25 protein-coding genes and 1 other annotated feature are annotated in these 26,095 nt (G+C 34.2%); of the genes, 15 read left to right on the forward strand and 10 right to left on the reverse strand.

What is annotated here, in order from left to right:
- Positions 1–174: 174 nt before the first annotated feature.
- A complete protein-coding gene (gene mprF, locus AC0NJG_RS08570; protein ID WP_087951831.1) occupies positions 175–2,760 on the forward strand; it encodes a bifunctional lysylphosphatidylglycerol flippase/synthetase MprF in 2,586 nt (861 codons plus the stop codon).
- 4 nt (positions 2,761–2,764) lie between these two features.
- Here mprF and AC0NJG_RS08575 read toward each other — a convergent pair whose 3' ends face one another.
- Positions 2,765–3,553 (reverse strand): hypothetical protein, encoded by a 789-nt coding sequence (locus AC0NJG_RS08575; RefSeq protein WP_041184453.1) that lies wholly within the window; start codon positions 3,551–3,553, stop codon positions 2,765–2,767.
- Positions 3,554–3,728: 175 nt separating this feature from the next.
- Here AC0NJG_RS08575 and deoD point away from each other — a divergent pair, with 175 nt between their 5' ends.
- From deoD to AC0NJG_RS08595, 4 genes are all read left to right on the forward strand, one after another.
- On the forward strand, positions 3,729–4,436 hold the full coding sequence (deoD, locus tag AC0NJG_RS08580) for a purine-nucleoside phosphorylase (RefSeq protein ID WP_000110707.1): 708 nt from the start codon (positions 3,729–3,731) through the stop codon (positions 4,434–4,436).
- A 156-nt stretch (positions 4,437–4,592) separates the two neighbouring features.
- Positions 4,593–6,404, forward strand: coding sequence for a sensor histidine kinase (locus AC0NJG_RS08585; protein WP_087951830.1), 1,812 nt, complete (start codon positions 4,593–4,595; stop codon positions 6,402–6,404).
- A 107-nt stretch (positions 6,405–6,511) separates the two neighbouring features.
- Positions 6,512–7,042, forward strand: a complete 531-nt coding sequence (locus AC0NJG_RS08590; RefSeq protein ID WP_000806236.1) for a tyrosine-type recombinase/integrase — start codon at positions 6,512–6,514, stop codon at positions 7,040–7,042.
- Positions 7,043–7,161: 119 nt separating this feature from the next.
- Positions 7,162–7,356: a DUF3924 family protein gene (locus AC0NJG_RS08595; RefSeq protein ID WP_001094859.1), complete on the forward strand. Its 195-nt coding sequence runs from the start codon at positions 7,162–7,164 to the stop codon at positions 7,354–7,356.
- Between the two features lie 293 nt (positions 7,357–7,649).
- On the opposite strand, the gene AC0NJG_RS08600 is transcribed toward AC0NJG_RS08595, so the two are convergent.
- The gene (locus tag AC0NJG_RS08600; RefSeq protein ID WP_087951829.1) at positions 7,650–8,495 is read right to left on the reverse strand and encodes a DUF72 domain-containing protein; all 846 of its coding nucleotides are present in this window, start codon (positions 8,493–8,495) and stop codon (positions 7,650–7,652) included.
- A gap of 160 nt (positions 8,496–8,655) precedes the next feature.
- Between AC0NJG_RS08600 and AC0NJG_RS08605 the strand changes: the two genes are divergently transcribed.
- The 3 genes from AC0NJG_RS08605 to AC0NJG_RS08615 all read left to right on the forward strand — a co-directional run bounded on the left by AC0NJG_RS08605 (position 8,656) and on the right by AC0NJG_RS08615 (position 11,804).
- Positions 8,656–9,927: an ATP-binding protein gene (locus AC0NJG_RS08605; RefSeq protein ID WP_087951828.1), complete on the forward strand. Its 1,272-nt coding sequence runs from the start codon at positions 8,656–8,658 to the stop codon at positions 9,925–9,927.
- A gap of 194 nt (positions 9,928–10,121) precedes the next feature.
- Complete coding sequence (locus AC0NJG_RS08610) at positions 10,122–11,180, forward strand: Gly-Xaa-Xaa repeat protein (protein WP_474062981.1); 1,059 nt, start codon at positions 10,122–10,124, stop codon at positions 11,178–11,180.
- Positions 11,181–11,375: 195 nt separating this feature from the next.
- Entirely contained in the window at positions 11,376–11,804 is a 429-nt protein-coding gene (locus AC0NJG_RS08615; protein WP_087951826.1) for a hypothetical protein, read from the forward strand.
- A gap of 124 nt (positions 11,805–11,928) precedes the next feature.
- Here the strand turns inward: AC0NJG_RS08615 and AC0NJG_RS08620 are convergent, their stop codons facing one another.
- The gene (locus tag AC0NJG_RS08620; protein WP_474062982.1) at positions 11,929–13,971 is read right to left on the reverse strand and encodes a transglycosylase domain-containing protein; all 2,043 of its coding nucleotides are present in this window, start codon (positions 13,969–13,971) and stop codon (positions 11,929–11,931) included.
- Positions 13,972–14,283: 312 nt separating this feature from the next.
- Between AC0NJG_RS08620 and AC0NJG_RS08625 the strand changes: the two genes are divergently transcribed.
- The 3 genes from AC0NJG_RS08625 (at position 14,284) to AC0NJG_RS08635 (ending at position 16,832) form a co-directional block, all read left to right on the forward strand.
- Entirely contained in the window at positions 14,284–14,904 is a 621-nt protein-coding gene (locus AC0NJG_RS08625; protein ID WP_000231448.1) for a DUF47 domain-containing protein, read from the forward strand.
- Positions 14,905–14,915: 11 nt separating this feature from the next.
- Entirely contained in the window at positions 14,916–15,914 is a 999-nt protein-coding gene (locus AC0NJG_RS08630) for an inorganic phosphate transporter (protein ID WP_000380267.1), read from the forward strand.
- Between the two features lie 117 nt (positions 15,915–16,031).
- On the forward strand, positions 16,032–16,832 hold the full coding sequence (locus tag AC0NJG_RS08635; protein WP_000455758.1) for a sulfite exporter TauE/SafE family protein: 801 nt from the start codon (positions 16,032–16,034) through the stop codon (positions 16,830–16,832).
- Between the two features lie 293 nt (positions 16,833–17,125).
- Here AC0NJG_RS08635 and AC0NJG_RS08640 read toward each other — a convergent pair whose 3' ends face one another.
- On the reverse strand, positions 17,126–17,353 hold the full coding sequence (locus AC0NJG_RS08640; protein ID WP_087951824.1) for a hypothetical protein: 228 nt from the start codon (positions 17,351–17,353) through the stop codon (positions 17,126–17,128).
- A 168-nt stretch (positions 17,354–17,521) separates the two neighbouring features.
- Here AC0NJG_RS08640 and AC0NJG_RS08645 point away from each other — a divergent pair, with 168 nt between their 5' ends.
- Positions 17,522–18,022: a Crp/Fnr family transcriptional regulator gene (locus tag AC0NJG_RS08645; protein WP_087951823.1), complete on the forward strand. Its 501-nt coding sequence runs from the start codon at positions 17,522–17,524 to the stop codon at positions 18,020–18,022.
- A 197-nt stretch (positions 18,023–18,219) separates the two neighbouring features.
- On the opposite strand, the gene hmpA is transcribed toward AC0NJG_RS08645, so the two are convergent.
- The 3 genes from hmpA to AC0NJG_RS08660 all read right to left on the reverse strand — a co-directional run bounded on the left by hmpA (position 18,220) and on the right by AC0NJG_RS08660 (position 21,317).
- The gene (gene hmpA / locus AC0NJG_RS08650) at positions 18,220–19,428 is read right to left on the reverse strand and encodes an NO-inducible flavohemoprotein (protein WP_088328143.1); all 1,209 of its coding nucleotides are present in this window, start codon (positions 19,426–19,428) and stop codon (positions 18,220–18,222) included.
- A gap of 155 nt (positions 19,429–19,583) precedes the next feature.
- Complete coding sequence (locus AC0NJG_RS08655) at positions 19,584–20,105, reverse strand: hypothetical protein (protein ID WP_087951821.1); 522 nt, start codon at positions 20,103–20,105, stop codon at positions 19,584–19,586.
- A gap of 114 nt (positions 20,106–20,219) precedes the next feature.
- Positions 20,220–21,317 carry a site-2 protease family protein gene (locus AC0NJG_RS08660; RefSeq protein ID WP_429680423.1) on the reverse strand — a complete coding sequence of 366 codons (1,098 nt, stop codon included), beginning with the start codon at positions 21,315–21,317 and terminating at the stop codon, positions 20,220–20,222.
- 150 nt (positions 21,318–21,467) lie between these two features.
- On the opposite strand from AC0NJG_RS08660, the gene AC0NJG_RS08665 reads away from it, so the two are divergent.
- Positions 21,468–21,665 (forward strand): hypothetical protein, encoded by a 198-nt coding sequence (locus AC0NJG_RS08665; protein ID WP_001978191.1) that lies wholly within the window; start codon positions 21,468–21,470, stop codon positions 21,663–21,665.
- Positions 21,666–21,759: 94 nt separating this feature from the next.
- On the opposite strand, the gene AC0NJG_RS08670 is transcribed toward AC0NJG_RS08665, so the two are convergent.
- Entirely contained in the window at positions 21,760–22,611 is an 852-nt protein-coding gene (locus AC0NJG_RS08670; protein WP_143880970.1) for a YhfM domain-containing protein, read from the reverse strand.
- Between the two features lie 108 nt (positions 22,612–22,719).
- On the opposite strand from AC0NJG_RS08670, the gene AC0NJG_RS08675 reads away from it, so the two are divergent.
- Positions 22,720–23,496 carry a class I SAM-dependent methyltransferase gene (locus AC0NJG_RS08675; RefSeq protein WP_474062983.1) on the forward strand — a complete coding sequence of 259 codons (777 nt, stop codon included), beginning with the start codon at positions 22,720–22,722 and terminating at the stop codon, positions 23,494–23,496.
- 39 nt (positions 23,497–23,535) lie between these two features.
- Here the strand turns inward: AC0NJG_RS08675 and AC0NJG_RS08680 are convergent, their stop codons facing one another.
- A complete protein-coding gene (locus tag AC0NJG_RS08680; RefSeq protein ID WP_000880630.1) occupies positions 23,536–23,745 on the reverse strand; it encodes a hypothetical protein in 210 nt (69 codons plus the stop codon).
- Positions 23,746–24,016: 271 nt separating this feature from the next.
- Positions 24,017–24,275: a binding site (T-box leader), on the forward strand.
- A gap of 57 nt (positions 24,276–24,332) precedes the next feature.
- On the opposite strand from AC0NJG_RS08680, the gene brnQ3 reads away from it, so the two are divergent.
- On the forward strand, positions 24,333–25,688 hold the full coding sequence (gene brnQ3 / locus AC0NJG_RS08685) for a branched-chain amino acid transport system II carrier protein BrnQ3 (protein ID WP_087951819.1): 1,356 nt from the start codon (positions 24,333–24,335) through the stop codon (positions 25,686–25,688).
- A gap of 22 nt (positions 25,689–25,710) precedes the next feature.
- Here the strand turns inward: brnQ3 and AC0NJG_RS08690 are convergent, their stop codons facing one another.
- The gene (locus AC0NJG_RS08690; protein WP_373408446.1) at positions 25,711–26,049 is read right to left on the reverse strand and encodes a DUF3922 domain-containing protein; all 339 of its coding nucleotides are present in this window, start codon (positions 26,047–26,049) and stop codon (positions 25,711–25,713) included.
- Positions 26,050–26,095 lie beyond the last annotated feature (46 nt).

Raw genomic sequence — 26,095 nt, forward strand, 5'->3', positions numbered from 1 at the left:
TTTTCCTTCTTTCAATTTATTTTAACTTAATTTTCTGACAAACGAAATACTCTTTTAAATATAATCCCTATAAAAAATAGCTTCCTTATACAGGAATTTACCTTTTTATTTTTCTTGAAGTTTGTCATAATAATATTATTGTCTCAGTTTTCTTATACAAGGAGAGTTGTATTTATGTCGTTTTCATGGAAACGTTTCTTACAAATCGGGAAAATTATCTTCCCATTTGTTGTATTAACCATTGTATTCTTTCAAGCAAAAAAAGAATTAGCAGGCATTTCTTTTTTAGAAGCAATCAATACAATTAAAAACATTCCAACCGGAGGAGTCTTTTTAGCAATTACACTTGGTGCATTTGCCGTATCAACAATGTTCTTTTACGACTATGTTATGCTTCGTTATTTAAAAGCTGATATACCAGTCCAAAAGATTTTTCGTATCTCCTGGATTGCTAATACCTTAAATGGATTTATTGGATTTGGTGGTCTCGTTGGAGCGGGTGTACGTACAATGCTTTATCGTCCATACATAAAAGAAAATGGCAAGCTTATTAAAAGTATCGCCTGGATGACAACTGCTTTTATTAACGGACTCGCTATTCTTTCATTCCTCGGTCTTATTGGAATATTAGACACAAGTTTTATTTTGCATGAAAAACCGTGGCTATGGCCTGTTTTGATCTTCTTCGCCCTTTTCGTCCCTATATACATCGGCTTTTCTAAACTAAAAAATAGAAAACCAAAGCAAACCGAAGGACAAGTTGAAGGAGAAGAAGAGAAAAACCCAACTGTTTTATACTCATTAGTCTCATTAGTTGAGTGGGTATCTGCTGGCATTGTTATGTACGTCATACTAATATTATTTGGCATTGATATCGAATTTCAAAAGTTTTTAGGCGTGTATGTCATTGCTGCTTTAGCTGGTGTTGTTAGTCTTGTACCTGGTGGACTTGGTTCATTTGACCTTGTCTTTTTAACTGGGCTCGGACAATATGGCATTGATACAGGCGTATTACTACCTGCTATGTTATTATATCGCCTCGTCTATTACATTTTACCATTCTGCCTTGGTCTTATTTTTGCAGCTTTTGAAATGACAGGCGTGGCCATTAAAAAGTTTGAAGACAAACCTTTTATTGCGCCTGCATTAGAAACAACTGGTGTTATATGGACTTTGCAGCGTGATTTTCTAGGAAAACTAGGTTCATGGGCCTCTGCTGCTTTAACAGTATTTGCTGGATTAATGGTTATTTTATCGACCATTCTACCGACAAGTATAAACAGAGCTCACGCCTTACATATTCTAGCTCCAAAACATCTTATTCAATTTTCTTTTAGCTTATCACTAACATTCGGTATTCTCCTCCTGATCCTTTCACGAGGCATATATTATGGAACAAAGCGTTCTTACTATATGACGATTATTTCTTTAATCGGAGCAGCTATCTTTAATACGCTAAAAGGGATTGATATTGAAGAAACGTTTATTTTATTAATTGTACTCGCTGTATTATATATGCTTCGTAAAAGATTTGTACGCGAGAAAATGGAAGTCTCACTTTCTGATATCGTAAAAGTTTTTATATTCTTACTTATAACTTTATATTTATATAAAAACTTAGGTATTTTATTTGCAGGTGCAAAAGAAGCTTTTAAACCTGATTTTGTCGTTCGTAATATTACGCAAGTAAAACGAAGTGCATTAGCAGCTGCCTTTTTCGTTCCTACATTTTTACTGATTGGCTCACTCATTGCTAATCGTTATCGAAATGAATTTCCCGGGCAACCAGCTAATGATAAAAGATTGCAAAACTTTTTAGATGAACATGGTGGAAATGTACTTAGTCATTTAGGTTTTTTAGGTGATAAACAATTCTTCTTTAGTAGTGATGGGAAAGCGCTCCTTCTCTTCTCTATAACTGGAAAACGTCTTGTTGTGCTAGGTGATCCAATTGGAGATCCTTCCTCCTACCGTACTGTGTTACAAGAGTTTTTAGCTGAAGCTGACCGATTTGGATACATTTGTGTATTCTACCAAATCGAAAGTAAATGGATGAGTTTATATCATGATTTTGGTTACAACTTCTTTAAGCTTGGTGAAGAAGCTGTCGTTAATTTGAACACATTTACAATAACAGGAAAAAAACGTGCCGGTATGCGAGCGACTTTCAACCGTTTTGAACGAGAAGGCTATACATTCTCTATTCACCAGCCGCCGTTCTCAGATGAACTATTTGAAGAATTAAAAAAAGTTTCAGATGCGTGGCTCGGTGGAAAAAAAGAGAAAAGTTTCTCACTCGGATACTTTGATCGTGAATATATTAGCCGTGCTCCTATCGCTACATTATCTGATGCAGATGGAAAAATCATTGCATTCACGACATTTATGCCCGTATATCAAGACGGATCATTGTCTGTTGATTTAATGCGCTATTATCCAGATGCGCCTAGCGGTATTATGGATGCAATTTTCATCCACCTATTCCAGTGGGCAAAAGAAAATGAATACCACTCCTTTAATATTGGTATGGCACCACTTTCAAATGTAGGTTTATCGACACAATCTTTCTGGTCTGAACGGGTTGCTGCTGCCATCTTTAATAATGTTCGTTATACATATAGTTTCAGCGGGTTACGACATTTTAAAGAAAAATATAAACCAGCATGGAGCGGTAAATATTTAGCATTTAGAAAGAATCATTCTTTACCAATTACAATGCTCTCTGTAACAAAATTAATAGGAAAAAGAAAAAACAGCTAAATAGTTAGCTGTTTTTTCTTTTTTGAACTTGTACAATAAATTCTTTTTCATATTTCTTACCATTTATATAGAAATCTCCCCATATTTTGTACGTTCCTTCAGCAGGAAATGTAATACGGTATTGTAATTGTCCATCTGTATCAACAGGGATTGCATATAAAAAATTTTCTCTCGTTTCGTCCACAATATAGAGCGCCTCCACTTCTCCTCTCTCTGAATGTAATTTCAATTTTTCACCCTTTTTCGCTTGAAATTGAAATGTTAACGTCACTGGCTCATTCGGATGCAGTGCACCGAATAAAAGAGAAACTTCATACTCCCCTATTTTTTTTGTAAGTACACTATCGATTGGAAATTTTACTTTTTTCTTATTTTTCTCCTCTATTTCCTTCCCAAAATCTTTCTTCGCAAATGATTGCACAGACTTATTTTTGTCTTCATATAAAAATATTGTATATCCTTCATCTTTCGCTATTTTAGAAGATACCTTATATGATCCATTTCCTGCGAATGTAGGTTTCATTTGTTGTACATGTTTTAATTGTCCGTCTACAATAACTGCCCGAATTTGATCATTCACACCACGCACTTCGCTACTTTTATTATTTAATAATTGAAACACAATATCTGCTTTCTCATTTCCTTTTCCATTTGACACATCCCATTTTACTTCCTGAACATCACCTACAGTCTCTGTTGTTTCTTGATACTTTTTTATGTAAAATCCGCCTACTACAACAAATAGCAAAGCAACGAGTCCAATGACAAGATTTTTCAAAACATCACCTACCATTTTTATAGTCTCTATTCATACAAAACTTCTTACATATATATTCTAGATGATAATTTATGAAATCCTTCTGTTTTGCACATATTACAAATAATAAAAAGATTTTAATTGAAAGGATTCGTAGTGTATAATGCAAATGATATTGATTTCTATCAATACATTATAAGGAGGACTTTTCATGAGTGTACATATTGAAGCAAAACAAGGCGAAATTGCTGAATCTATTCTATTACCTGGTGATCCATTGCGTGCAAAATATATTGCTGAAACATTTCTAGAGGACGTTACTTGCTATAATAACGTGCGTGGTATGTTAGGTTTCACTGGAACTTATAAAGGAAAACGTGTATCTGTGCAAGGTACAGGTATGGGTGTTCCTTCTATTTCTATTTATGTAAACGAATTAATCCAAAGCTACGGAGTTAAAAATTTAATTCGCGTTGGAACTTGCGGTGCCATTCAAAAAGACGTAAAAGTTCGTGACGTTATTATTGCAATGACAGCTTGTACGGATTCTAATATGAACCGTTTAACATTCCCAGGATTTGATTTTGCACCAGCTGCAAACTTCGACCTTCTAAAGAAAGCTTACGATGCTGGAACTGAAAAAGGCTTACACGTTCGTGTTGGTAACGTTTTAACAGCAGATGTATTTTACCGCGAAAGCATGGACATGGTTAAAAAGCTTGGAGATTACGGTGTACTAGCAGTAGAAATGGAAACAACTGCGCTTTACACATTAGCAGCGAAATACGGTGTAAATGCGTTATCTGTATTAACAGTAAGCGATCACATCTTCACTGGTGAAGAAACAACATCTGAAGAGCGTCAAACTACATTTAACGAAATGATTGAAATCGCTTTAGATGCAGCAATTCAACAATAATACATTAAAGAACTCGTCATACGTCTGTCGAGTTCTTTTTATGTGACTTTTTATTAAAAACTACTTCCAGAAGAGACAGATTTTCTCCTCTACTTTTTTGTAACGTTTGTTATAATAAAGAAATCATTTACAGTATTTCTCACAAGAGGTGACGCAGTGAAAAACAGAAGTATCGTCTTTAAACTATTTTTATTAACATCAACATTATTTACAATCATATTCCTCCTATTTTTCCTAGGACAATCTCTATTTTTAGAGAAATTTTATATTAATAAAAAAGTAAAAACAGTTCAAACTGCTTTTGAAAAGTTCGTAGATACGTACGAAAAAAGTGGGAAAACTTATGAAGAAATTCGAAAACTAAAACAAGAATTTCATGATAAAACAAATGCTGACATGCAATTTTTAAATACGAATGGCATTATTAAAAGCGACAACAATTACTATATTGATGTATTTAATCCTAAAAATAATGAGACATATTCTATTCCGCTCAATAATCTTTTAACACCCGAAGAATATAAGAAATTTGAAAACTTAGGATTGAAAAAAGACGATGTGATAAACGTCGTCGGTTTGCTACAAAACAAAACAATAACACCAATAAAATTGACAACAAATTATAATCGATGGCAAAACGAATATACCAATTCAGATTTTTCATCTATTAATGGTAACCCTTCTAAAAATAGACTTACAAACCGATACAAAACTGTTACTCAAATTGAGTTTACTGGTACGATCTCTAAGTTACAGCTTCCATCGAGAACTGAGGTTCGTCTTGCAAATGATATTGAAACATTGCAAGCCGTTCAATATTTTGCAGAGCTTATTAGAAATGGTACTGCTAACTCGCAGCAATTAAACACTTATATAATAGATAGCGGGGAGAATATAAAGAATAGTATCTTTGTAAAACCTATTATGAAAAATGGAGAGATTACAGAATATGCTTTTGCGATAGCATCCTTGCAACCTGTTAATGAAGCGATGCTTGTTTTGAAAGATTATTATGTCTATGCCTTAATCATCGTATTTCTCGTAATTATTTTATTATCCTTCTACTACTCAAAAATCATTGTGAAACCATTAATTAAAATGAATCGTGTTACAAAAAAAATGGCCAATTTTGATTTTAGCGAGAAATTACCTGTAACAGCAGACGATGAAATTGGAGGGCTTTCCGGTAGTATTAATACGTTATCTGTAAATTTAAAAGACCGAATCGATCGATTAAATGTTGCCAATACAAAATTACAACAAGATATTGAACGTGAACGTCAATTAGAAAAAACGCGAAAAGAATTCATTTCTGGTGTATCACACGAATTAAAAACACCGCTCAGTGTAATTAGAAGTTTCGCTGAGGGAATTAAAGATGGCGTTAGTAAAGATACGACGTATTACACAGATGTTATTTTAGAAGAAACAGAAAACATGAACAGACTTATTGTTGAAATGTTAGAATTAGCAAAATTAGAATCAGGTACGTACAAACTAGATATGACGACGTTCTCAATTGGTGAATTAATTCAACAAGTCTATACAAAGTTATTATTTAGCATGGAGGAAAAGCATTTACAAGTGAATATAGATGTAGATCCTTCTATATTTGTGAAAGCGAATCGTAGTCGTATTGAGCAAGTAGTTGTGAACTTACTTAGCAATGCAATTCGCTATACACCAGATGGAGAAAAAATACAAGTCTCCGTTATGGAAATGGAAGATACAGTAAAAGTTGAAATCGAAAACACAGGAAACCCTATTCCAGAAGAAAGTCTTGAAAAAATTTGGGATCGTTTCTACCGTTTAGATGCATCGCGTAGCCGTCATACTGGTGGTACTGGTCTTGGATTATCTATTGTTAAAAATATTTTAGACCTCCACCATGCCGAGTACGGTGTATATAATACGACTAATAGTGTTGTATTCTACTTTAATTTACAAAAAGTAAAAGAAGTCAAATAATTTGTCTTAATTTCACTAGGAGTTCACATGAAATTCACACTCTCCCTTTATAGTAAGAAACAAGTTAATCCTTTCCTTTACACATATAAAAGAGGAGAGTGCGTGAAATGAAACAAGCAGGACAACCTATTCAAAACGAAAAACAATTAGAAACTATCAAAAATATACTTTTACAATCTTCGAAACGTGATGGCTTATTATTCGTATTAGCTGTAAATTCTGGCTTAAAAGTAAGCGAAATCTTACAATTAAAAGTTAGTGATGTAATCGATGAAAATGAAAATGTTCGCCATTCCATTTTATTTTACAATGAAAAAGTAAAGAAACATAAATGGTTCGCTGTAAATGAAGACTTACAGCACGCGATCGAAGACTATATGAAAGAACGTAAAACTTGGAAACGTAATGAACCATTGTTAAAGTCTCAAAAAGGAACAAAATCTATTACGAGACAACATGCGTGGTACATTTTAAACAAAGCTGCAAAAGAAGTTGGATTAGAAGGGATTAGCTCACATACACTTCGAAAAACTTGGGGATATTGTGCATACAAATCAGGTGTTGATATCGCATTTTTACAACACTTCTTTGATCATAGTACTCCATCAAAAACTTTAAAGTATATCGGTATTGCTTAATAACTCTTATACATAAAAAAGGTTACCATTTATAAATGGTAACCTTTTTTATGTTTCACATTCTCTTTTCTTGTCTCTCCTATATTGTAGTGGTACTCTAATAGTAAGGGGGAGAAATTATGAACACTTTAACAATTGAATTACCGAAAGAAACGGCTGAAAAACTTGATTTATTAAAACAAGCTTATGAAAAGAAAACAGGTGCTTCTATTTCTGAGAGTACTCTTGTTCAAACACTTATCTCAAAAGAATTTATCCAAGCGATAACTCCTTTTGATTTACAACAATTCATCACTAGCAAAGAACAGCATTAATTGCTGTTCTTTTTTTATACTTTATCAGGGGTTTGCCGGAAATCTACCTCGAAACAATTCCTTACTTTAGCCAAACTTCTATTAGGCATCTCCCTATCGTTACTACCTCATAAAAAATTTTTTATTTATTTTCAGGAAAACCATTGACAATGATAATGATAACCATTATCATTTATTACGGAGCCAACAATTGATGAATCAACCAAACGCTCAGTAACATTGTTACCCCTCTTTTTCATATAGAAAGGCACTGTACATTCCCCCTGTTTGTACAGTGCCTTTCTTGTTTATTATCACTCAAACAAATTTAATTGCTCAGGCTTTGGCTCGCCATATGTAATGTTCATCATTTTCATAAGCTGTTTCGCATTATCAGCTGCATCTCCGCCTGAATTATTGTTAAATAGTACGTATATGTCCTTTGCCTTCTTTTTTAATTGTTCTAGTCTTTCTACCCATTCTTCTAATTCTTTATTGTTGTAGCGATATAAGCAACGAACCGCTCTCCAATTTTCCCCTTTATCAAGCCAGCCATGAACATTTCGGCCATGAAAACGTATTAACACCATCTCTGCATTCGTTACTTCTAATACGAGTGGTACTGAACCCATCCCTGCCTGTGGCTCATCACAAATTGTATGAATCCATTTCTCTTGCTCTAGAAACTGTAACGTCTTATCTCTCATTTCTGGATAAAACCATGTTTGATTTCGAAATTCTATTGCACACGGCAAACCTTCCATTTTTTCTTTCGTATATCGGAGAAAATCTACATTTTTCTTTTTACAATCAAACCACGGTGGATATTGAAATAAAATCGTTTTTAATTTACCAGCTTCAATTAAAGGAAGAATAGATTGTTTATATACATCAAACATCTCATCGAACGTAGAAAAAGGAATTTCACCTTTCATATGTCCTGTCATTCCTTGATATGCTTTGACGATAAAAGAAAAATCTTTCGGTGTCTCCATTGCCCATTTTGTATAGTTTCGTGCAGGTTGCATCGCATAAAATGAACTATCCACTTCTACTATAGGGAAATACTCACTATATGTTCGTAATTTATTTCTATTTTCATAGGGATCTATATATAAAGAAGCATGATCTCCCCACCCTGTTACTCCAATGAAAAGCAAATATATTCCTCCCTTTTTAACTTCACCTACTATCCATTCTACTCACTTCCTGAACACTTCGACCAATCAATTTCATTAAGTAGTCCCTTCTTTAAGAGTATCCGTATAAAAATATGATATACTAGATGGAAGAATTTTTAAATTGAGGGGTTATTTATTTATGCTTCCAAAAGATGATATTGTGTGTCATGAAAAACGAATAGAAGAATTAGAAAATAAAGTACGTTTTTATGAAGAACTTGTGAATCAATTACCACATCATTTCACATATAAAAATCCACAGATTGGTTTACAAATAAAGAAAACGAGATCAACTCATTCTATTCAAAACATACAAAAAGAGAATAAAGAGGCTGATTTTCAGCTTACTTGCGATTCATTATTTTTATTTAAACAACTTGAAACATACTTTGTTCATATTTTTGATGCTTTTTCACATCATGTAACCTTTGTTGATAATAAAGGAAATATAACTTTATGTAATCAGGCTGCGGCAGATGATTTTGGTGTAGTACGAAATGATATAATCGGAAAGCCAATTCAACAATTACTAAAATTACCTGAAGAAAAAATTAAAGCTCTTGAAACATTAAGAACAGGCACAGAAATATATAATGAAGAAGTTTTAGACAAAAACTATGGCATTTTAAATAACCGAATTATTCGTGATTATAACGGAGAAATTTTTAGAGTTATTAGTGTCTTTCATTATTTAAACACAGAACGTGATGCAGAAAAATTTTCATTAGCAGGGCGAATCGCAGCTGGTATTGCACATGAAGTACGTAATCCTCTTACAACCGTACGAGGTTATTTACAATTTTTACAAGAAACTGTTTCTCCATCTAATAAAGAACTATTTAAAAACTTACTTATTCCTGAATTAGATCGCGCAAATAGTATCATTACAAAATTTTTATCTATTTCAAAAACACGCGAATTTACAAGAGAGCCCTTTCCAATTAATACATTTTTACGTGAGTATATTCAACAGTTACTAGCTAGCGAAGTCTTTTTACATAACATTTCAATTGATTATAATTTTTCTACCGAATTAGATAATATTTTAGTTCATATTGATCGTCATGAACTTGTGCAAGTTTTTTTAAACTTATTCCAGAACGCTGTCGATGCTCAAGGAGAAAAAAAACTTTCTATCCAAATCACTAGTTATCGTCTAGATAATTTTGTTCGTATTACTTTCACTGATAATGGGACTGGTATTCCACCAGCCATTCAAGAATATATCTTTGATCCATTCTTCTCAACAAAAGATTCCGGTACAGGACTCGGCTTGGCAGTAACGAAAAAAATTATTCAAAATCATAACGGTACATTAAAAATGACTAGTAATGAAGATGGTACTACTTTTACTATTTCAATTCCAATCTTACCTAAAACAGCCCTTGAAAGATTAAATCAATACAAATAAAATCCAATCCACGAACTGCATGTCAATTGTTAAATCCCTCAACAATTGACATGCAGTTTTTTATGTTGAACTTTTCTTCTTTACATTATATAAAACCTTCTCTATATTTTACTTATTTTTTTAGAAATGGTAGTTTGTCCAGCACTGATTTAGTATAAATTTCATTTTAATATATAGTAATGACTATTCATTCTATGAAAGAAAAGAATGAAAAGATGAACAATAAAAATAAAGGAAAAGTATTTTATGGTAATGATTGTTGCGAAGTCAGAGCTTGCAGTCATATTAACATCTCTAAGTCCGAACTTACAGAATTCGTTAGACTGCTTCAAGTTCTTGGCCAAGCTATTCAAGCTGTCTTTCAAAACCCTTCTCAAAATAATATCGATAACTTGATCGCTGCCCTAAATAACTTACAAAAATTTCTCAATTGCTTAGATTTATCTCCAGCACAAAGACAAATTGGAAATTCTATCATTGCTAATCTATTAACTATTTTAAGAACAACACCTTTCTCATGCGGAGCGTTGTACGTTGAACTACAAAGCCTGCTGAATTATTTATTGTATATCGCTAAGTTATTCAAAGTAGATTGTTGTACGACCGACAAACTAGTTAAACTCATAACAGAGATCCAAACTATCCTAGTTCAATACGGGTCAGGATGCCTTGGAGGAGGAGCAACTGGCGCTACTGGTGCTACTGGACCTCAAGGACCGGCGGGTGCTCAAGGTGCTACTGGGCCTCAGGGACCGGCAGGCGCTCAAGGCGCTACTGGACCTCAAGGGCCTCAAGGTATTCAAGGGCCGGCGGGCGCTCAAGGTGCTACTGGTGCTCAAGGACCAGCGGGTACACCAATTCCTGTAACGATCGCGGCAATCGGAAACTCAAATCCACAAACTATATACCCTGGAACAAACATCCAATTAAACCAAGTATTTGAATTAACTAATATCGCTTTCAACGATACTTCAGATACTTTAACAATTTTAGAAACAGGCGTATATGATATTAGTTTCTCAGCGTCTACAACTTTCCCAGGATCTTCACCGTTTGGGTTTGGTATTTCGTTCAATGGCCAACCACCTACTCGCAATTTCTCAACTAACGTTATCGGTAGTGCTGTTTCTTTCTCTACAATCGTTACTTTACAAGCTGGTACAACGATTGCTGTACAACCTACAGCAAACACTATTTCTATTCCAAACACAGGCGATACAACTGCAACACTATCTGTATTCCGAATTTACTAATTTTCACTCAATAAGTATATTTATAATAGTATGTATTGTTTAACCATGCATTAAATCTCTCTTTATATAGAAAGGAGCACTTATTTGGGAGGATAAGTGCTCCTTCTTTACGTTTCTTTACCTCAAATTTACTTTAACTTAATCCTCATTTTGTATGATAAATAGTGAAGTCAAAGATATGAAAGAGGGATGAAAATGAGAGTTATGTCACTAATACGCATTTGGTTTGCACTTATGGTATGCATTATTTTATGTGTAGGATTTTTTTTAACTCTAAAATATTCCACTATATCAAAAGCAGAGAGAAAAACTGCTCCATACAAACTTCTATATACGAAACAAAGCAACATTCCTTATTCCAATGCCACAAAGAATGAAAAAAAAGTTATAAAAGGGATGCTTATTACGAAAGCTTCTAGTTCCGAGGCGTTACTCCAAATTGCTGAAACGATTAAAGATCAGTATAAAAATAAAAAAATCGATGAAATGACACTCTCTATCCACAATGAAAATAGCGGTAATTACGAAGAAGAATTACCTTACGAACCTATTAGTAAAGGCCAAATAATCGTCACATACGATTCCGAATCCTTTGGCAGTACAAATATTATACTTAATGAGTAATATCATGTATCTCAATAGATATGGATTAATAGCTAATGAAGATAGACAAAAATCTCTACCGATTAAAAGTTTATGTTGTTTTTGTACAAAAAAAGAGGCGAATTTCGTTATTCGCCTCTTTCTTTTACCAAAATGAAGGAATCCACTCTTTCACTTTATCAAGCCACTCTTGTTGCTCTTGTTTTCGTTGTTGTTCCTCTTCTTTCCTTCTCTTCTCTTCTTCTTTTCTTCGTTTTTCCTCTTCTATTGTAGTCAATTGTTTTTTATAATCAGCCTCAGATATGAGAGATAACTGAAATGCTTTTTGAGCTGGATTTGCGTTCGCTTTTTTCATAATATCCCGGAACATTGTCGTCGTAATTTGACTACCACCCGGAACATAATGATCGCTATCGGTTTTATCATATCCTACCCAAATTGCACCTACCAAATCTGGTGTGTATCCAACAAACCATGAATCCTTTGCACCGGTGCTCGGGCCATTTACAATTTGAGTAGTTCCTGTCTTACCTGCCGTATCAACATTATTAACTTTCGCCTTTTCGCCCGTTCCCTTTTCGACAACACCTTTTAATAAATATGTCATTTTTTGAGAAACTTTTTCGCTCGTCACTCGTGTCTCTTTCTTATACCACTTTCCAAGCGTTTCACCTTCAGCATTTTGTATCTCCCTAATTGCATGAGCTTCCACTTGGACTCCGTCATTTGCAAATGTACTGTATGCTTGAGCCATTACAAATGGAGATGTTCCCACATGCATACCGCCTAAAGCAATCGGATACGTACGATCTTCTGGCACTAATGGAATACCAAATCGCTCTAAAGATTTCAATCCTTTATCTAATCCAATTTGTTCTAATAGCCACACAGCTGAAACATTATACGACTTTGCTACGGCTTCATACATTGTCACATCACCGTGAAAAGTATGATCGCTATTTTGTGGTTTATATTCTTTGATGTTAAATGGTTCATCTTTTAATATATCGTATACTTCATATCCTTGTTCTAACGCTGGTACATATACAGCCAAAGGCTTTAACGTTGAGCCAGGTTGTCTTTTTAATTGGGTTGCATGGTTAAACTGTAAAAACTGATACGGCCCTCTGCCTCCAACTAAAGCTGGTACACCACCTGTTTTGGGATTCATAAGAACTACACCCGTTTGCATAAGTTGGTCTGAGCCACTATCTTTGAAATAACTATCATTATTCACAACGTCTTCTACGGCCTGTTGTTTTTTCGAATCAAGCTCTGTATAAATACGATAACCACCTGCTAAAATTTCATTTTGTGTTAATTCGTACTTGTCCATCGCCTCTCTAACAATATAGTCTACATATTGAGAGTATTTTCCCTTGTATTTATCATCAACGCCACGTTTTAACACAAGTCCACTCTCTTTTTCTTTATTATACTGTTCGTCCGAAATATACCCTTGCTCTTTCATTAAACTTAATACGACATTACGTCTTTCAATTGACTTGTTAAAGTTTTTATAAGGTGAATACGCAGATGGTGCTTTAATCAAGCCCGCAATCGTTGCTGCTTCTGAAATTGTTAAATCTTTTACATCTTTATCAAAATAAGATTTAGCTGCCCTTTTTATACCCCAAGCACCTTCACCAAAATAAATTTGGTTCATATACATTTCAATGATTTCATCTTTCGTATACGTACGCTCTATTTTTTTTGTTAAAAAATATTCCTTAATTTTTCGAGAGTATGTGCGGTCTTGTGTCAGAAATACATTTTTCGCAAGTTGTTGTGTAATTGTACTTCCCCCTGCTACAACTTCTCCTGCTGTAATATTTTTAAAAACTGCACTTATAATTCCAATATAGTAAATCCCATGATGGTTAAAAAATTCCTTATCTTCTACTGCAACAATGGCCTGAACCATAATATCAGGAATATCTTTCTTTTTTACGCCTTCTGTTTTAGAAGAAGCTAATTTAGTCGCAACTTCATTATTTGCATCATAAATTAAGGTCGGCTGCGGAACAGCTTGCTTTAATTCAGATATGTCTTGAATAGAAATTATTATATTTATAGCAATAAATAGAGTAGCGAGCAAACTTCCTAATACAATTAATGAATTACGAAGCTTCTTCCTCTTGTTGAACCACTCCTGCATTTTTTTTAAGTGAGTGTTCTTCAATTTCATTCGTTCACTTCCTTCGTTTGTTTACACTCTTCTTTTCAAAAGGAAGAATATACCTCCTTTTAAATTTATTATAATAACGTAGTCTTTCCTGTAGTGTAAAGCTTTTCTTTCACATTCATACTTTTTGCAAGAAAAGGACATTCTACAAGTAAGATATTCAATATTGATTATTAATATTATTAATACAACAATAAGAGTTATGTTAAGTTTTTGTAAACTTTTCGATAAAATGTTTTAAAAAACGACAGTTTTTTGTTAGAATTGACTAGCCAATATATTTTACATATATTACTTTTGTGGGGGTAACTAATAATGGTCTTTAAATCAAAAAAAGATAAATTTTCTGAAATGTTAATGAATGTTTCCGAAAATTTAAAAGAAGGCGCGCAGTTTTTCGTGGAGTATAAAATTAAAAATGCTAGCGATTTAAAAGAGTTTTCTATGCGCATGAAAGAGTATGAGTCAAAAGGTGACTCATTTATTCACGAAATCATTATGGAGCTAAACAAAGCGTTTATTACTCCTATTGAACGTGAGGACATCCTACAGCTTGCAATGAGTATGGATGATGTATTAGACGGATTAGATCATAGTGCTGGTCTATTCGAAATGTATTCTATTACAGAAGCTGATGAATACATGATTAAATTCGTAGAGGCAATTAATCAATGTGCGATTGAAATTGCAAACTCTGTTGAATTAATGTCTAACAAAAAATTAGTCGACATTCGTACAAATGCGATTAAGATTAAGGATTATGAATCACAATGTGATGATATTCGCCGTCATGCGATTAAGCACTTATTCTCTCGTGAAAAGGATCCAATTAAGATCATTCAATACAAAGAGATTTACGAAGAGCTTGAAGAAGTAGCGGATAGCTGCCAAAGCGTTGCAAACGTATTAGAAACAATTATTATGAAGAACGCGTAAGGAGTTTGATCATGGATACACTCTTGATACTGACCGTTTTAGTAGTCATTTGCGCTTTAGCTTTTGACTTTATTAATGGATTTCACGATACAGCAAACGCTATTGCAACGGCTGTTTCAACGAAAGCTCTAAAGCCTAGACATGCAATTATTATGGCAGCTATTATGAACTTTTTAGGTGCGATGACATTTACAGGTGTAGCAAAAACAATTACCAAAGACATCGTTGATCCGTTCGCTTTACCAAATGGTTCTCTTGTTATTTTAGCAGCTTTACTTGCGGCGATAGCATGGAATTTGATTACTTGGTACTACGGTATTCCAAGTAGTTCTTCGCATGCCATTATTGGCTCAATCGCAGGTGCAGCTATTGCTGCTGCTGGCTTTAGTTCATTAAACTTTAAAGGTTTCATAAAAATTCTTGAAGCTTTAATCATTTCACCGATTATCGCTTTTGTTATCGGGTATATCGTATACAGTATTTTTAAAGTCGTCTTTAAAAACTTTAATTTAACGAAGACGAACAAAAATTTCCGTATATTCCAAATTTTCACTGCTGCATTACAAGCTTATACACATGGTACGAATGATGCGCAAAAAGCAATGGGAATCATTACAATGGCTCTTATGGCTAATAACTATCATACTTCTAGCGACATCCCGTTCTGGGTACAATTATCTTGTGCAATTGCAATGGGTCTTGGTACTTCTGTCGGTGGGTGGAAAATTATTAAAACTGTTGGTGGACAAATTATGAAAATTCGTCCTGTAAATGGTGTAGCTGCCGATTTATCATCATCTCTTGTTATTTTCGGTGCAACATTCATTCACTTACCAGTTAGTACGACGCACGTTATCTCTTCTTCTATTTTAGGGGTGGGTGCTTCTCATCGTGTAAAAGGTGTAAAATGGGGAACTGCAAAACGCATGTTAATTACTTGGGTTATCACACTTCCTATTTCAGCTTCTTTAGCTGCTTTATTTTACTCTTTATTACACTTAATCTTTTAATCAAAAGTCGTCTTCCTTATTTTTCTAGGAAGACGACTTTTTTGTGAACAAAGCTTTTTCTCATGAAAAAGCGTGTATAATAATTGGTGGATAAGTTATATAGAGGAGTTGGCAATTTTGGAATACATCATGTTACTTTTCATTGGGCTAATCGCCGGGACAGTCGGGAGTCTAGTCGGACTTGGCGGCGGAATTATTATTGTTCCGTTATTAATCGGATTACACAGCCTATCACCACAACTTGCAGTAGGAACCTCAATGGTAACAGTCGTTTTTACAGGACTATCTTCCACCCTTACTTATATGAAGCATAAACGAGTAGATTACAAAAGTGGACTTATTTTATTTATCGGGAGTGGCCCTGGTGGTATCATCGGCTCGTGGGCAAATAAATTTTTAAACCAAGATACATTTTCTTTATATTTTGGGATTTTTCTTATTTTTGTCTCCATTCTTCTTATGTTACGAGACAAATTAAAACCCCTTTCTTTATCAAATATGACTGTAATCAAGCGCTCTTTTACAGATAACGAAGGAAACACTGTACACTATCAATTCCCACCGCTTCTCGCTATCTTTATCGCCTTTATAGTTGGTTTTATATCTGGATTATTTGGAATTGGTGGCGGTGCTTTACTTGTTCCAGCAATGATGCTACTTTTTGCATTCCCAGCACATATTGCTGTAGCAACTTCGATGTTTATCGTATTTCTATCAGCAATTGTAAGTTCTGCAACTCACATCTCCCTTGGAAATGTCAGCTGGATTTACGCATTAATTCTTATTCCTGGTGCATGGATTGGTGGAAAAATCGGGGCGTATATTAATACAAAATTAAGCGGTAACGCCGTAATTAATTTATTACGTATCACATTAATTATTCTTGGGACTAGATTAATCATTACTTCTTTTTTATAACGCGTTCTTTTTAGAATGCGTTTTTTTTATACACATGAATATAAAAATCCTCCTAAGAGAACAAATAAAATTAAACAAACACATAATAACATGTAATTGGAAATATGTACTTTCTTCACGTTGACCACTCCTATAACTGCGACTGTTATCTTTATGATAGCGAAAAAATAATTTACTTGCAGTTACAAAGTGCTAACAATGCAAAATCATTTATTACAAATTTTATCCTTATATTTCATTTCTTTGTATATTCTATCGTTTTAATAAAAAAAGATGTCATATTGACATCTTTTTTAGTGAAGAAGTGACCATCCCATAAAGTCTTCATGTACTTGGCACGCCCTCTTATCGCTTCGATCATATAATTCAGCATAACTATCTGTTTCTTCATCATAAGCCATCGTATAAATAATTTGGCCATCTACTTCAACGGATAACACGACTCCACCTTTCATCTCTTCTACATGAATGATGGCATTCGCTGGAATTCTCATATCCGTCATTTTTATCGCATCTAACAATATACTAAACCCCCTACAGCGTATTCATTGCTAGTACTATTACACACTAAATAGTATACTACTGTAATAGCATATATTTCGTCAATGAAATTGCTGTTTAAATAGCATATTGTCTTTATACATATACACTAAAAGAAATAGAAATGTTTAATAAATGGGGGGCTAACATTGATTCTACACAAAGGAGATGTACTATTCCGTCAAGGTGAGGACGGTCCTTTATATTTTATAAAAACAGGTTTATTAAAAGTAGTAAGGATAGAAGAAGATGGAACACCATTTCTATTCAACATTATCGTTCCAGGAGAAACGATACCTCACCATTCCTTAATTTCACCGAAGGAATATCACGGTACAGCAATCGCTTTAATGAAAACGGAAGTTGAACCTATAATTAGCAATGAGTGGTACAATCAACTTCAAGCGGACCCTGCATCATATGCAAATATCGCTATGCAATTACAGTCAAAATTAAGAATGATGCAGCAACGTATCGACCAATTGACGACCGTCTCTCCAAAAGAACGTCTTCATCGCTTACAAGAATGGTTCACACTATATTTAGGTGACATTCCTATATATGAAATATTAACACAAACTGAAATTGGTCAGCTCATCGGTATACGCCGCGAAACGGTAAATCGACTATTACGAGAACAAATAAAGTGAAACTTTAATCATTGGGGGTTTTCTTCATCCCCCAATGATTATCAGCCCTCACCAATCGGACTTTTAGGGGCAGCCCGACCCCCTCCTAACTTCTTTGCTTTCGCTGAATTTTGAGGTGGGGGTCTTACTGCCCATTAAAGCGGGATAAAAAACGAGATGAAATAATACCTCGTTTTTTTGCTTCTTCAAAACTCCATCTATTGTAAGCTTGCTGCTGGACCGAAAAATTCATAATGAATATGCTCTTGTTTTACACCTAAATCAGTTAGTGCAGCATTTATATGTTTCATAAATGGTACGGGACCGCAGAAATAAAATTCTGCTTCCGTTGTCGGGATAATAGTTTCTAACCATTCAGCTTCAATGAAACCTTCTTTATCAAAGTTCTTCATTTCCAAATCTTTTTCAGTTGGTGCAGAATAGCAAGTGTATGCTTTCACTTGTTCGTATTCATTACCTACTGCCTCAACGTGTTCTTTCATTGCATGTGTATTACTATTTATCGCTGCATGAACAAAACATACATTACGTTTTGAGTCTTGTTCAATTAACGTATTTAGCATACTCATCATCGGAGTAATCCCTACCCCACCACTAATTAGTACAACTGGTAATGTTGAATCCATATTTAATACGAAATCCCCTGCTGGTGCACTTACTGGTAACATATCCCCTTCTTGTACATGATCCTGTAAGTAGTTAGATACTTTACCGTCCGGTGTATCTACACCTTTTTCTTTCTTTACACTAATACGATAATATTCTTTTCCAGGAGCATCTGATAAACTGTATTGACGATTATGCGTATATGTTTCACCTTCTATATTTATTTGAATCGTCACATATTGTCCTGGGATGAATGAAGAAACTTTCCCGTCATCTTCAGGTTTTAAATAAAATGACGTAATAACATCGCTTTCCTTCACTTTTTTAACAACTACAAAGTTACGGAAATCTTTCCATCCACCTTCTTTATGTGCCGCTTCTTCATACATCTCTGCTTCAATGCTAATGAATGCATCAGCAATGACACCATAAGCTTCTCCCCATGCATGTAAGACTTCATCAGGTGCACCTGCAACCTCTTTAATTGCGCGTAGTAAACATGTACCTACAATTGGGTAATGTTCCGCTTTAATACCTAAACTTCTATGCTTATGCCCAATTTGTTTTACAACTGGAATAATAACTTCTAAATTATCAATGTACGTTGCAGCTGCATAAACAGCATTCGCTAACGCCTGTTGTTGTCTTCCCTTTTTCTGATTTGTATGATTGAAGATATTCAATAACTCCGGATGTTCCGAAAATAAAATTTCATAAAATCTCGTTGTAATTTCAACGCCTTTTTCCTGTAATAATGGTACTGTTAACTTTACGATTTCAATTGTTTTTTCACTTAACATTGTATCCCACTCCTCTATTTCCTTAACTGTTTTTAGTTTAACTGAATTGTATAATACAGATTGTGATTTTAATCACTATTAACACGATGTTTTTGTGAAAAATATATGAACATTGCACTTACAAAAAAAATAAGCTAACTAGAATACTAGCTAGCTTATTTTTTAGACTGAATAGCTTGTTCAATTAGCCTTATATCTTTCCCATCTCCAAATTCTGTATACCCCCAGATATTCGTTTCACCTCTATATTTATTTACGATAATATCCAAGTCATGGTATACACGATGCGCATAAACTACATACTCAATATTTTGAAGTTCCACACCTTTTTTTGCAATTTCATAGCTTCTATTTACATCACGTTTTATTTTTTCACTCTTTACTTCTGTATGTATATTTTTCAAAGTCGATTCTTGCTGTTGAAACCATTGTTTCAATTGGTTCCAGTCCCCTTCTGTATAGTTCTCTGCTTTACCATAATTTAAGAAATTATTATAACTTTCATGTGTCATACGAATAAAATCCAGTACTTTTGTCTCTTCTTGTACATCTTCTATTTGAGCTATCGTATTTACATCAGCAGGCTTATTCGCATAATGTAACAGCACTTTCATAAGGCTATAACTCGCAATGATCATCACGATAATAATCCCGAATACACGTAACAATTTCTTCATATACAGAACTCCTTCTCTACTAGAGATATTACAATGTGATACTATACTTGTAACATTCTCTCGTAGAAATCTAATTCCTGTATAAATTCTTCCTATCATTTCGACAATATTTTTCTATACATTCCTCGTTGGCAAATGTTCTTGTAAAACCATATACCCTTCATAAGCTGCGTAACCGAGTATAGCCATTAATCCGATATAACAAGCAAATGCTGTCCATTTCGTTTTCGTATCCACTTTGTAATAGTTTTCCTGTTGTTTCTTGTCTGCATCCCATTCCTGTAATTTTCTTTCTGACATTTCAAATGCTTCTCGTATATGAATTGTATGTGTTTCTTTTTCATCTTCATATGGGACGTAATCAAGTGGCTCAAACTTTGGTAACAGATACTCTAACACTTCAATCTTTTGAAGTTCTCCTGTTTTTAATTCTTTCTCTCTTTCTTTTTGCCTTAATACATTTATTTCATGTTGCATCATATATATATTCCGATGTACTGCACCAGTTTCTTTTAACTCTTCTTCAAGCCTTGCAACATATTCTTTCATTCCATCAATTCTATATCCTAATTCCTTAATCGGCTCATCTCGCTTTATTACTCTATATAATTCCATACAGCCGATAATAACAATAAATCCGCCTAAAATACTTTTAAAATAAATTGAATACCCAAGTAGTAAAACAAGCCCCGCTCCCCAAATTTTCGTACTTACAACTGAAATAATCCGTCCCCCGTCTAACGGAGAAACCGGAATTAAATTAAAGAAATTAATCATACTTCCGAGTAAAATAATGAGCGCCCAAAACGGCTCTTTCGTTATCATATAAAGTGGAATAGCCGGTAAAAATGAAAGTAATCCGAAAAGAGGTCCCATATAGGCAATATATGCTTCATCTTTTGCATTTTTAGGCATCTCTTTCATCCCAATAAGAGCGCCCATAAATGGAATAAATATTGCTGGTGATGTTGGTATACCTTTTCTTTTCGCAGCCCATAAATGGCCCATTTCATGGATAAACAACAAATAAATGAGCGCTACTCCAAATTTCCAACCATATATAACTGCGTATGCACCAAGTGATAGAAACATACTAAATACTGTTGAAAACTTTGCTAATTTAAAAATTGCAAATACCCACTTTAACTTAGAAAGTAAAAATAAACCTATGGCAACAATAATTCCCCATAATCCTTTTTTATTATTTTTCATATTCCTCTCCTTTATCTCTCATTAATGAATCATATTTATTCATTAACGCCGGTTCTTTCTCTATTATGACATATTTTTTTCTATCGTTAGAAATAATGTTTATTTAATCCATTTTTAGCCAAAAATATAAATAAAAGGAGGTGTACACGAATGAATTTACAATCTCTCATAATAGGCGCTTTATCGTTTTTAGCTTCAACTCTTATTTTTTATACCGTTAGCTACGTATTATTATTAGATTTGTTGCCAAATCACGTATTTATTGCTTTTATCATCCTTTCTGCTCTTATGATTTCTTTTCTTATTACGCGAAAATCAATGAATGAGCCATCTGCAAAAGCAAAGTAATAGAGAGGGGACTCCCCTCTCTATTATCATTTCCTAGGAAAGGTCATATAGACTTTACGAATTTACATTCCTCCCAACTAATTAAAGTTTCACTTTATCTTTGTAAATTCATTTTTTCACCATACTCTTTAACAATTTGAATAATATTTTGAAAAACACCTATTTTTTCTTTTTTACTATTTAATATATTTAAATCATAATTTTCATAATATGTTTCTAATGACTTTAATTGTGATTCTGAAGCACCTTGTACGGGAACAGTAGCATGCAATTCATACTGTTTATATCCTTCCTTTACCTTTTCTCCTAAGATTTTTTCACTCTCTTTTGCTCCAATTAATTTTTGAACTTTTTCTGGAAAAATGACCTGCAAATAGTATTCTTGTTCCTTCTCTAACTTGTTGTATAGTGATTGTGAAATCGTATACCGTACTGTATAATTCACTTTTTGATCGCCCGCTTTAATATGGAACGCGGTAATATGCAAATCTTTTTTTGTTACTTCCGTTAAAGGACCTGCCTGTGTTTCATCTTCTTTTTGTTCTGATACATTTGGAAATATAGCCAAAAGCTTTTCTGTATCTTTTTTATTCAGCATATACATAGCTTTCTTATGTTGTACCCATCCTCGTCTGTCTTCTCCTCTTAGCCATGCATAATACGTTTCTTTCTTCCCATCTCTACTAATTTGTATTTCATATTCAGGTTCACCAAAGCTACCTGTTATGTCTTGTTTCTCAGCTTTCTCTATAATGTCTATTACTACCTTAGCTTCTGATTCCTGTAACTTTTTCTCTTTATGTTTTTTTGGTATAACGGTTACCTCTATTGTTTCTTTCACTTCATTCACCGTCTCTTCCACTTTTTTTGTTTCTTTTTTTTGCTCAACTTGACTACAAGATGCTAGTAACATAACAAATAACAGCAATACATATTTCCTTTTCAACTTAATCCTCCTTTTACAATAAGAAACTCTTATAATCTTCATACAAAAAACAAAAACGTGACACACTATAAAATACGCTATACTAAGCATTGAAAGGAGGTCTTTTTCATGTCCATTAATTTTCACGATGCAAATAATAAATACACATACGCACAGCGAAACGCCCATATTTCTTGGAGAGAAATGATAAAAAATATTACAGACGTACAAAATAAACGAATAATTGATATAGGCTGTGGTGGCGGGATTTATACGAAAGAACTTGCTCTTATGGGAGCAGAAAGTGTTGTTGGGCTTGATTTTTCAAAAGAAATATTACAGGCTGCAAAAGAAAATTGTAGCGGATTTTCAAACATTTCTATCATTCAAGGTGATGCACATAGCGTCCCATATCCTAATGATACATTCGACATTGTTATTTCGCGCGCAGTTATTCATCATTTACAAGACGTTCCTACATTTCTACGTGAAGCTTCTCGGATATTAAAGAAAAACGGTGTACTTATTGTACAAGACCGAACTATTGAAGATTGTACGATCCCTGGAAGTCCCGAGCACATCCGTGGATATTTTTTCTCTATCTTCCCAAAACTCATTGAAATAGAATCAAAAAGACGTCCAAAAACCACCAAGATACAGCAAGAATTACAAAAATATTTTCTTCACGTTTTCCCCACTCAAACACAATGGGAGATACGAAAAATACATGATTCTGTAGAGGCATTATTGCAAGATTTATCGCCTCGAACAGGCCGATCCATTCTATATGAACTAACAGATTATGAACTTTCTCAACTTCTACAACAAGTAAAGACCGCCTTACAAAACGTCTCTCCTATTATCGAAAGAGATCGTTGGACCATTTGGAGCGCCATGAAGTTGTAAGGAAGGAAGCCTCACAAAATAATGTGAGGCTTCCTTCTTTCATAATCTAATTTTGCAACACTCTTGATATCCTCCACTTCTGGCCTGTGCACTTCCACACTTCGGACATACTAAATATCTAGACTGATTTGTCAACAAACTACCTTTTTGAAAGAGTAAAACTTCTGCTTGTTTAAACGAACGCGAATAATATAACCACATAAAACCAATTATAGCAATAATGCCAAATAATACTCCCATCGCAAGCATTTCAGTCACCTCTTTTGGTTTGTTCTTTCCAGCAAGTGGATTGTTGTATTATTCTCTGTAAATTCAAACAATACCTTCTTTACTCCTATAAATATCAACTTTCTCTATAAACTTTACAATTCTCTACAAAATTTTACTCCCGTTTTACAATTCACCATTCTTTTTACTACAACGAATATCAAATTCGATATTTCTGTATATAAACATATCTTTCAAAAAAATGTTGACTTTCAAAAAAAAACATGTAACAATACTGTCAGAATACTTGAATAAAAATTCATTGACGAGAACGAGTATGTTATAGGACTGTCCCCCAGAGAGTTGGCGATTTGCTGAAAGCCAACGTTCAGTGCATAGCCGAAAATCATCTCCGAGAAGTAGAACCGAATGTTACAGTAAGTTCTTACCGGCTGTCCCCCGTTACAAGGAACACGTATCATGTTGTACGTTGTAAAGCCGTATACATATAGACTCAATTCTACATGTATAAATTAGGGTGGTATCGCGGGTAAATATAACTCGTCCCTTTCTTTAGGGACGAGTTTTTTGTGTTCTTACAAATGAATTTTAATAAAGGAGGAAAAACAATGAACACTGTATCAAAAAAACATATTTTTTTCACGGGTCTTATGCTATTTTCTTTATTTTTTGGGGCAGGTAATTTAATTTTCCCTCCCATGCTTGGACAAAATGCAGGCGAAAACTTTTGGCCGGCAATGATTGGATTTTTACTAACAGGAGTCGGTTTACCACTACTAACAGTTATCGCAATTTCGTTATCAGGAAATGGTATGCAGCAACTTGCAAGTCATGTCCACCCATTATTCGGAATATTCTTTACGGTAGTTGTATACATCGCAATCGGTCCTTCTATGGGTATTCCACGCGTTGCAAATGTCGCTTATGAAATGGGCGTTAGTTCTTTCTTACCAGAAACGATTCGCTCTAGCAGCCTAGCACTTTTTGTATATACAATCATCTTCTTTGCTATCGTATATTGGCTGAGTTTGAATCCATCTAAACTTGTAGATCGTATTGGAAATATATTAACACCTATTTTATTATTCTCTATTTTCTTATTGTTTGTTAAAAGTGTATTTACACCACTTGGACAATCAGGACCTGCAATGCAAGAGTATCAAACTTCTCCGATTTTCAAAGGCTTTATGGAAGGATACTTAACGATGGATACCATTTCAGCACTTGCATTTGGAATTATCGTTGTAAATACCATTCGCTCTAAAGGTGTGAAGGATCGTAAATCCATTGCTATCGCAACAGCCAAAGCTGGACTTATTGCTGCTACTGGCCTCGTACTTGTATATGGTGCGCTTGGCTGGCTCGGTGCAACTAGCGTCTCGCTCGGATATGCAAAGAATGGTGGACAATTACTTACTGTGATCGTACAACAATTATTCGGTCCATATGGTCTGCTTTTATTATCTCTTATCGTTACACTCGCTTGCTTAACAACATGTGTTGGACTTGTATCTGCATGTAGTCAATATTTCTCAACATTATTGACTAAATTTTCATACAAAACATTCGCAAGTATCATTTGTGTATTGGGATTATTAGTTGCCAACTTAGGTTTAACAAAAATCATTTCCATCTCTGTTCCAATTCTACTTGTTGTATATCCAGTTGCGATTGTACTTGTTCTACTATCGTTACTGCATAAATATTTCGGTGGATATCGCTCTGTTTATGTAGGTGCTTTAATTGGAGCAGCAATCGTAAGCGTATTTGATGGATTAAAACAAGGTGGTATTTCAGTTTCATTTATCACATCATATTTTGAATTTATCCCTTTATATAATGAAGGAATAGGTTGGCTAGTACCTGCATTAATCGGAGCTCTTAGCGGACTTACAATCGCTAAGCTAAGCGGCGCGAAAAAAGTTCCCTTACTAACCGAATCTCGTGAAATAAAAGCATCCTAAAAAACTCCCGAAAGGGAGTTTTTTACATTTGATAAGCAGTATGATTAAAACTGCTTATTTTATACGCTTTCGTATAATAATCAATATTTGTATCCACTGTTTCTACTTTGACAACATCGTAGCACTCTTCTTGCTTTACTAAAAATAAATAGTACTCTTCTGTCGCCTCAACAATTGCAATTTTATCTGTTTCAACATTATATTGTTCACAAAGCGCTTGTAATGCGTTCACATAATCCCCTAGTTTTTTAGACTTATCCATGCCGAATATAGTTTGAACTAACATATACATTCTCCCCTTTGTATGTACTGTTAACAACTCAATGATAACGCTTACATTTATTAGCGTCAATAAAAAGATTTTGTACAAACTAATAACCAGTGGGGACCACCCCACTGATTAAAGT

Source organism: Bacillus sp. SSR7, from assembly GCF_055902415.1.

Excerpts from the sequence above, each read along its gene's own strand:
- AC0NJG_RS08630 (WP_000380267.1), top strand. The coding sequence starts at position 14,916 with ATGGATACACTCTTGATACTGACCGTTTTAGTAGTCATTTGCGCTTTA.
- deoD (WP_000110707.1), top strand. The coding sequence starts at position 3,729 with ATGAGTGTACATATTGAAGCAAAACAAGGCGAAATTGCTGAATCTATT.
- AC0NJG_RS08610 (WP_474062981.1), top strand. The coding sequence starts at position 10,122 with ATGAAAGAAAAGAATGAAAAGATGAACAATAAAAATAAAGGAAAAGTA.
- AC0NJG_RS08665 (WP_001978191.1), top strand. The coding sequence starts at position 21,468 with ATGAATTTACAATCTCTCATAATAGGCGCTTTATCGTTTTTAGCTTCA.
- hmpA (WP_088328143.1), bottom strand. The coding sequence starts at position 19,428 with ATGTTAAGTGAAAAAACAATTGAAATCGTAAAGTTAACAGTACCATTA.
- AC0NJG_RS08575 (WP_041184453.1), bottom strand. The coding sequence starts at position 3,553 with ATGGTAGGTGATGTTTTGAAAAATCTTGTCATTGGACTCGTTGCTTTG.
- AC0NJG_RS08595 (WP_001094859.1), top strand. The coding sequence starts at position 7,162 with ATGAACACTTTAACAATTGAATTACCGAAAGAAACGGCTGAAAAACTT.
- AC0NJG_RS08615 (WP_087951826.1), top strand. The coding sequence starts at position 11,376 with ATGAGAGTTATGTCACTAATACGCATTTGGTTTGCACTTATGGTATGC.
- brnQ3 (WP_087951819.1), top strand. The coding sequence starts at position 24,333 with ATGAACACTGTATCAAAAAAACATATTTTTTTCACGGGTCTTATGCTA.
- AC0NJG_RS08660 (WP_429680423.1), bottom strand. The coding sequence starts at position 21,317 with ATGAAAAATAATAAAAAAGGATTATGGGGAATTATTGTTGCCATAGGT.
- AC0NJG_RS08680 (WP_000880630.1), bottom strand. The coding sequence starts at position 23,745 with ATGCTTGCGATGGGAGTATTATTTGGCATTATTGCTATAATTGGTTTT.
- AC0NJG_RS08625 (WP_000231448.1), top strand. The coding sequence starts at position 14,284 with ATGGTCTTTAAATCAAAAAAAGATAAATTTTCTGAAATGTTAATGAAT.
- mprF (WP_087951831.1), top strand. The coding sequence starts at position 175 with ATGTCGTTTTCATGGAAACGTTTCTTACAAATCGGGAAAATTATCTTC.
- AC0NJG_RS08620 (WP_474062982.1), bottom strand. The coding sequence starts at position 13,971 with ATGAAATTGAAGAACACTCACTTAAAAAAAATGCAGGAGTGGTTCAAC.
- AC0NJG_RS08605 (WP_087951828.1), top strand. The coding sequence starts at position 8,656 with ATGCTTCCAAAAGATGATATTGTGTGTCATGAAAAACGAATAGAAGAA.
- AC0NJG_RS08675 (WP_474062983.1), top strand. The coding sequence starts at position 22,720 with ATGTCCATTAATTTTCACGATGCAAATAATAAATACACATACGCACAG.
- AC0NJG_RS08590 (WP_000806236.1), top strand. The coding sequence starts at position 6,512 with ATGAAACAAGCAGGACAACCTATTCAAAACGAAAAACAATTAGAAACT.
- AC0NJG_RS08655 (WP_087951821.1), bottom strand. The coding sequence starts at position 20,105 with ATGAAGAAATTGTTACGTGTATTCGGGATTATTATCGTGATGATCATT.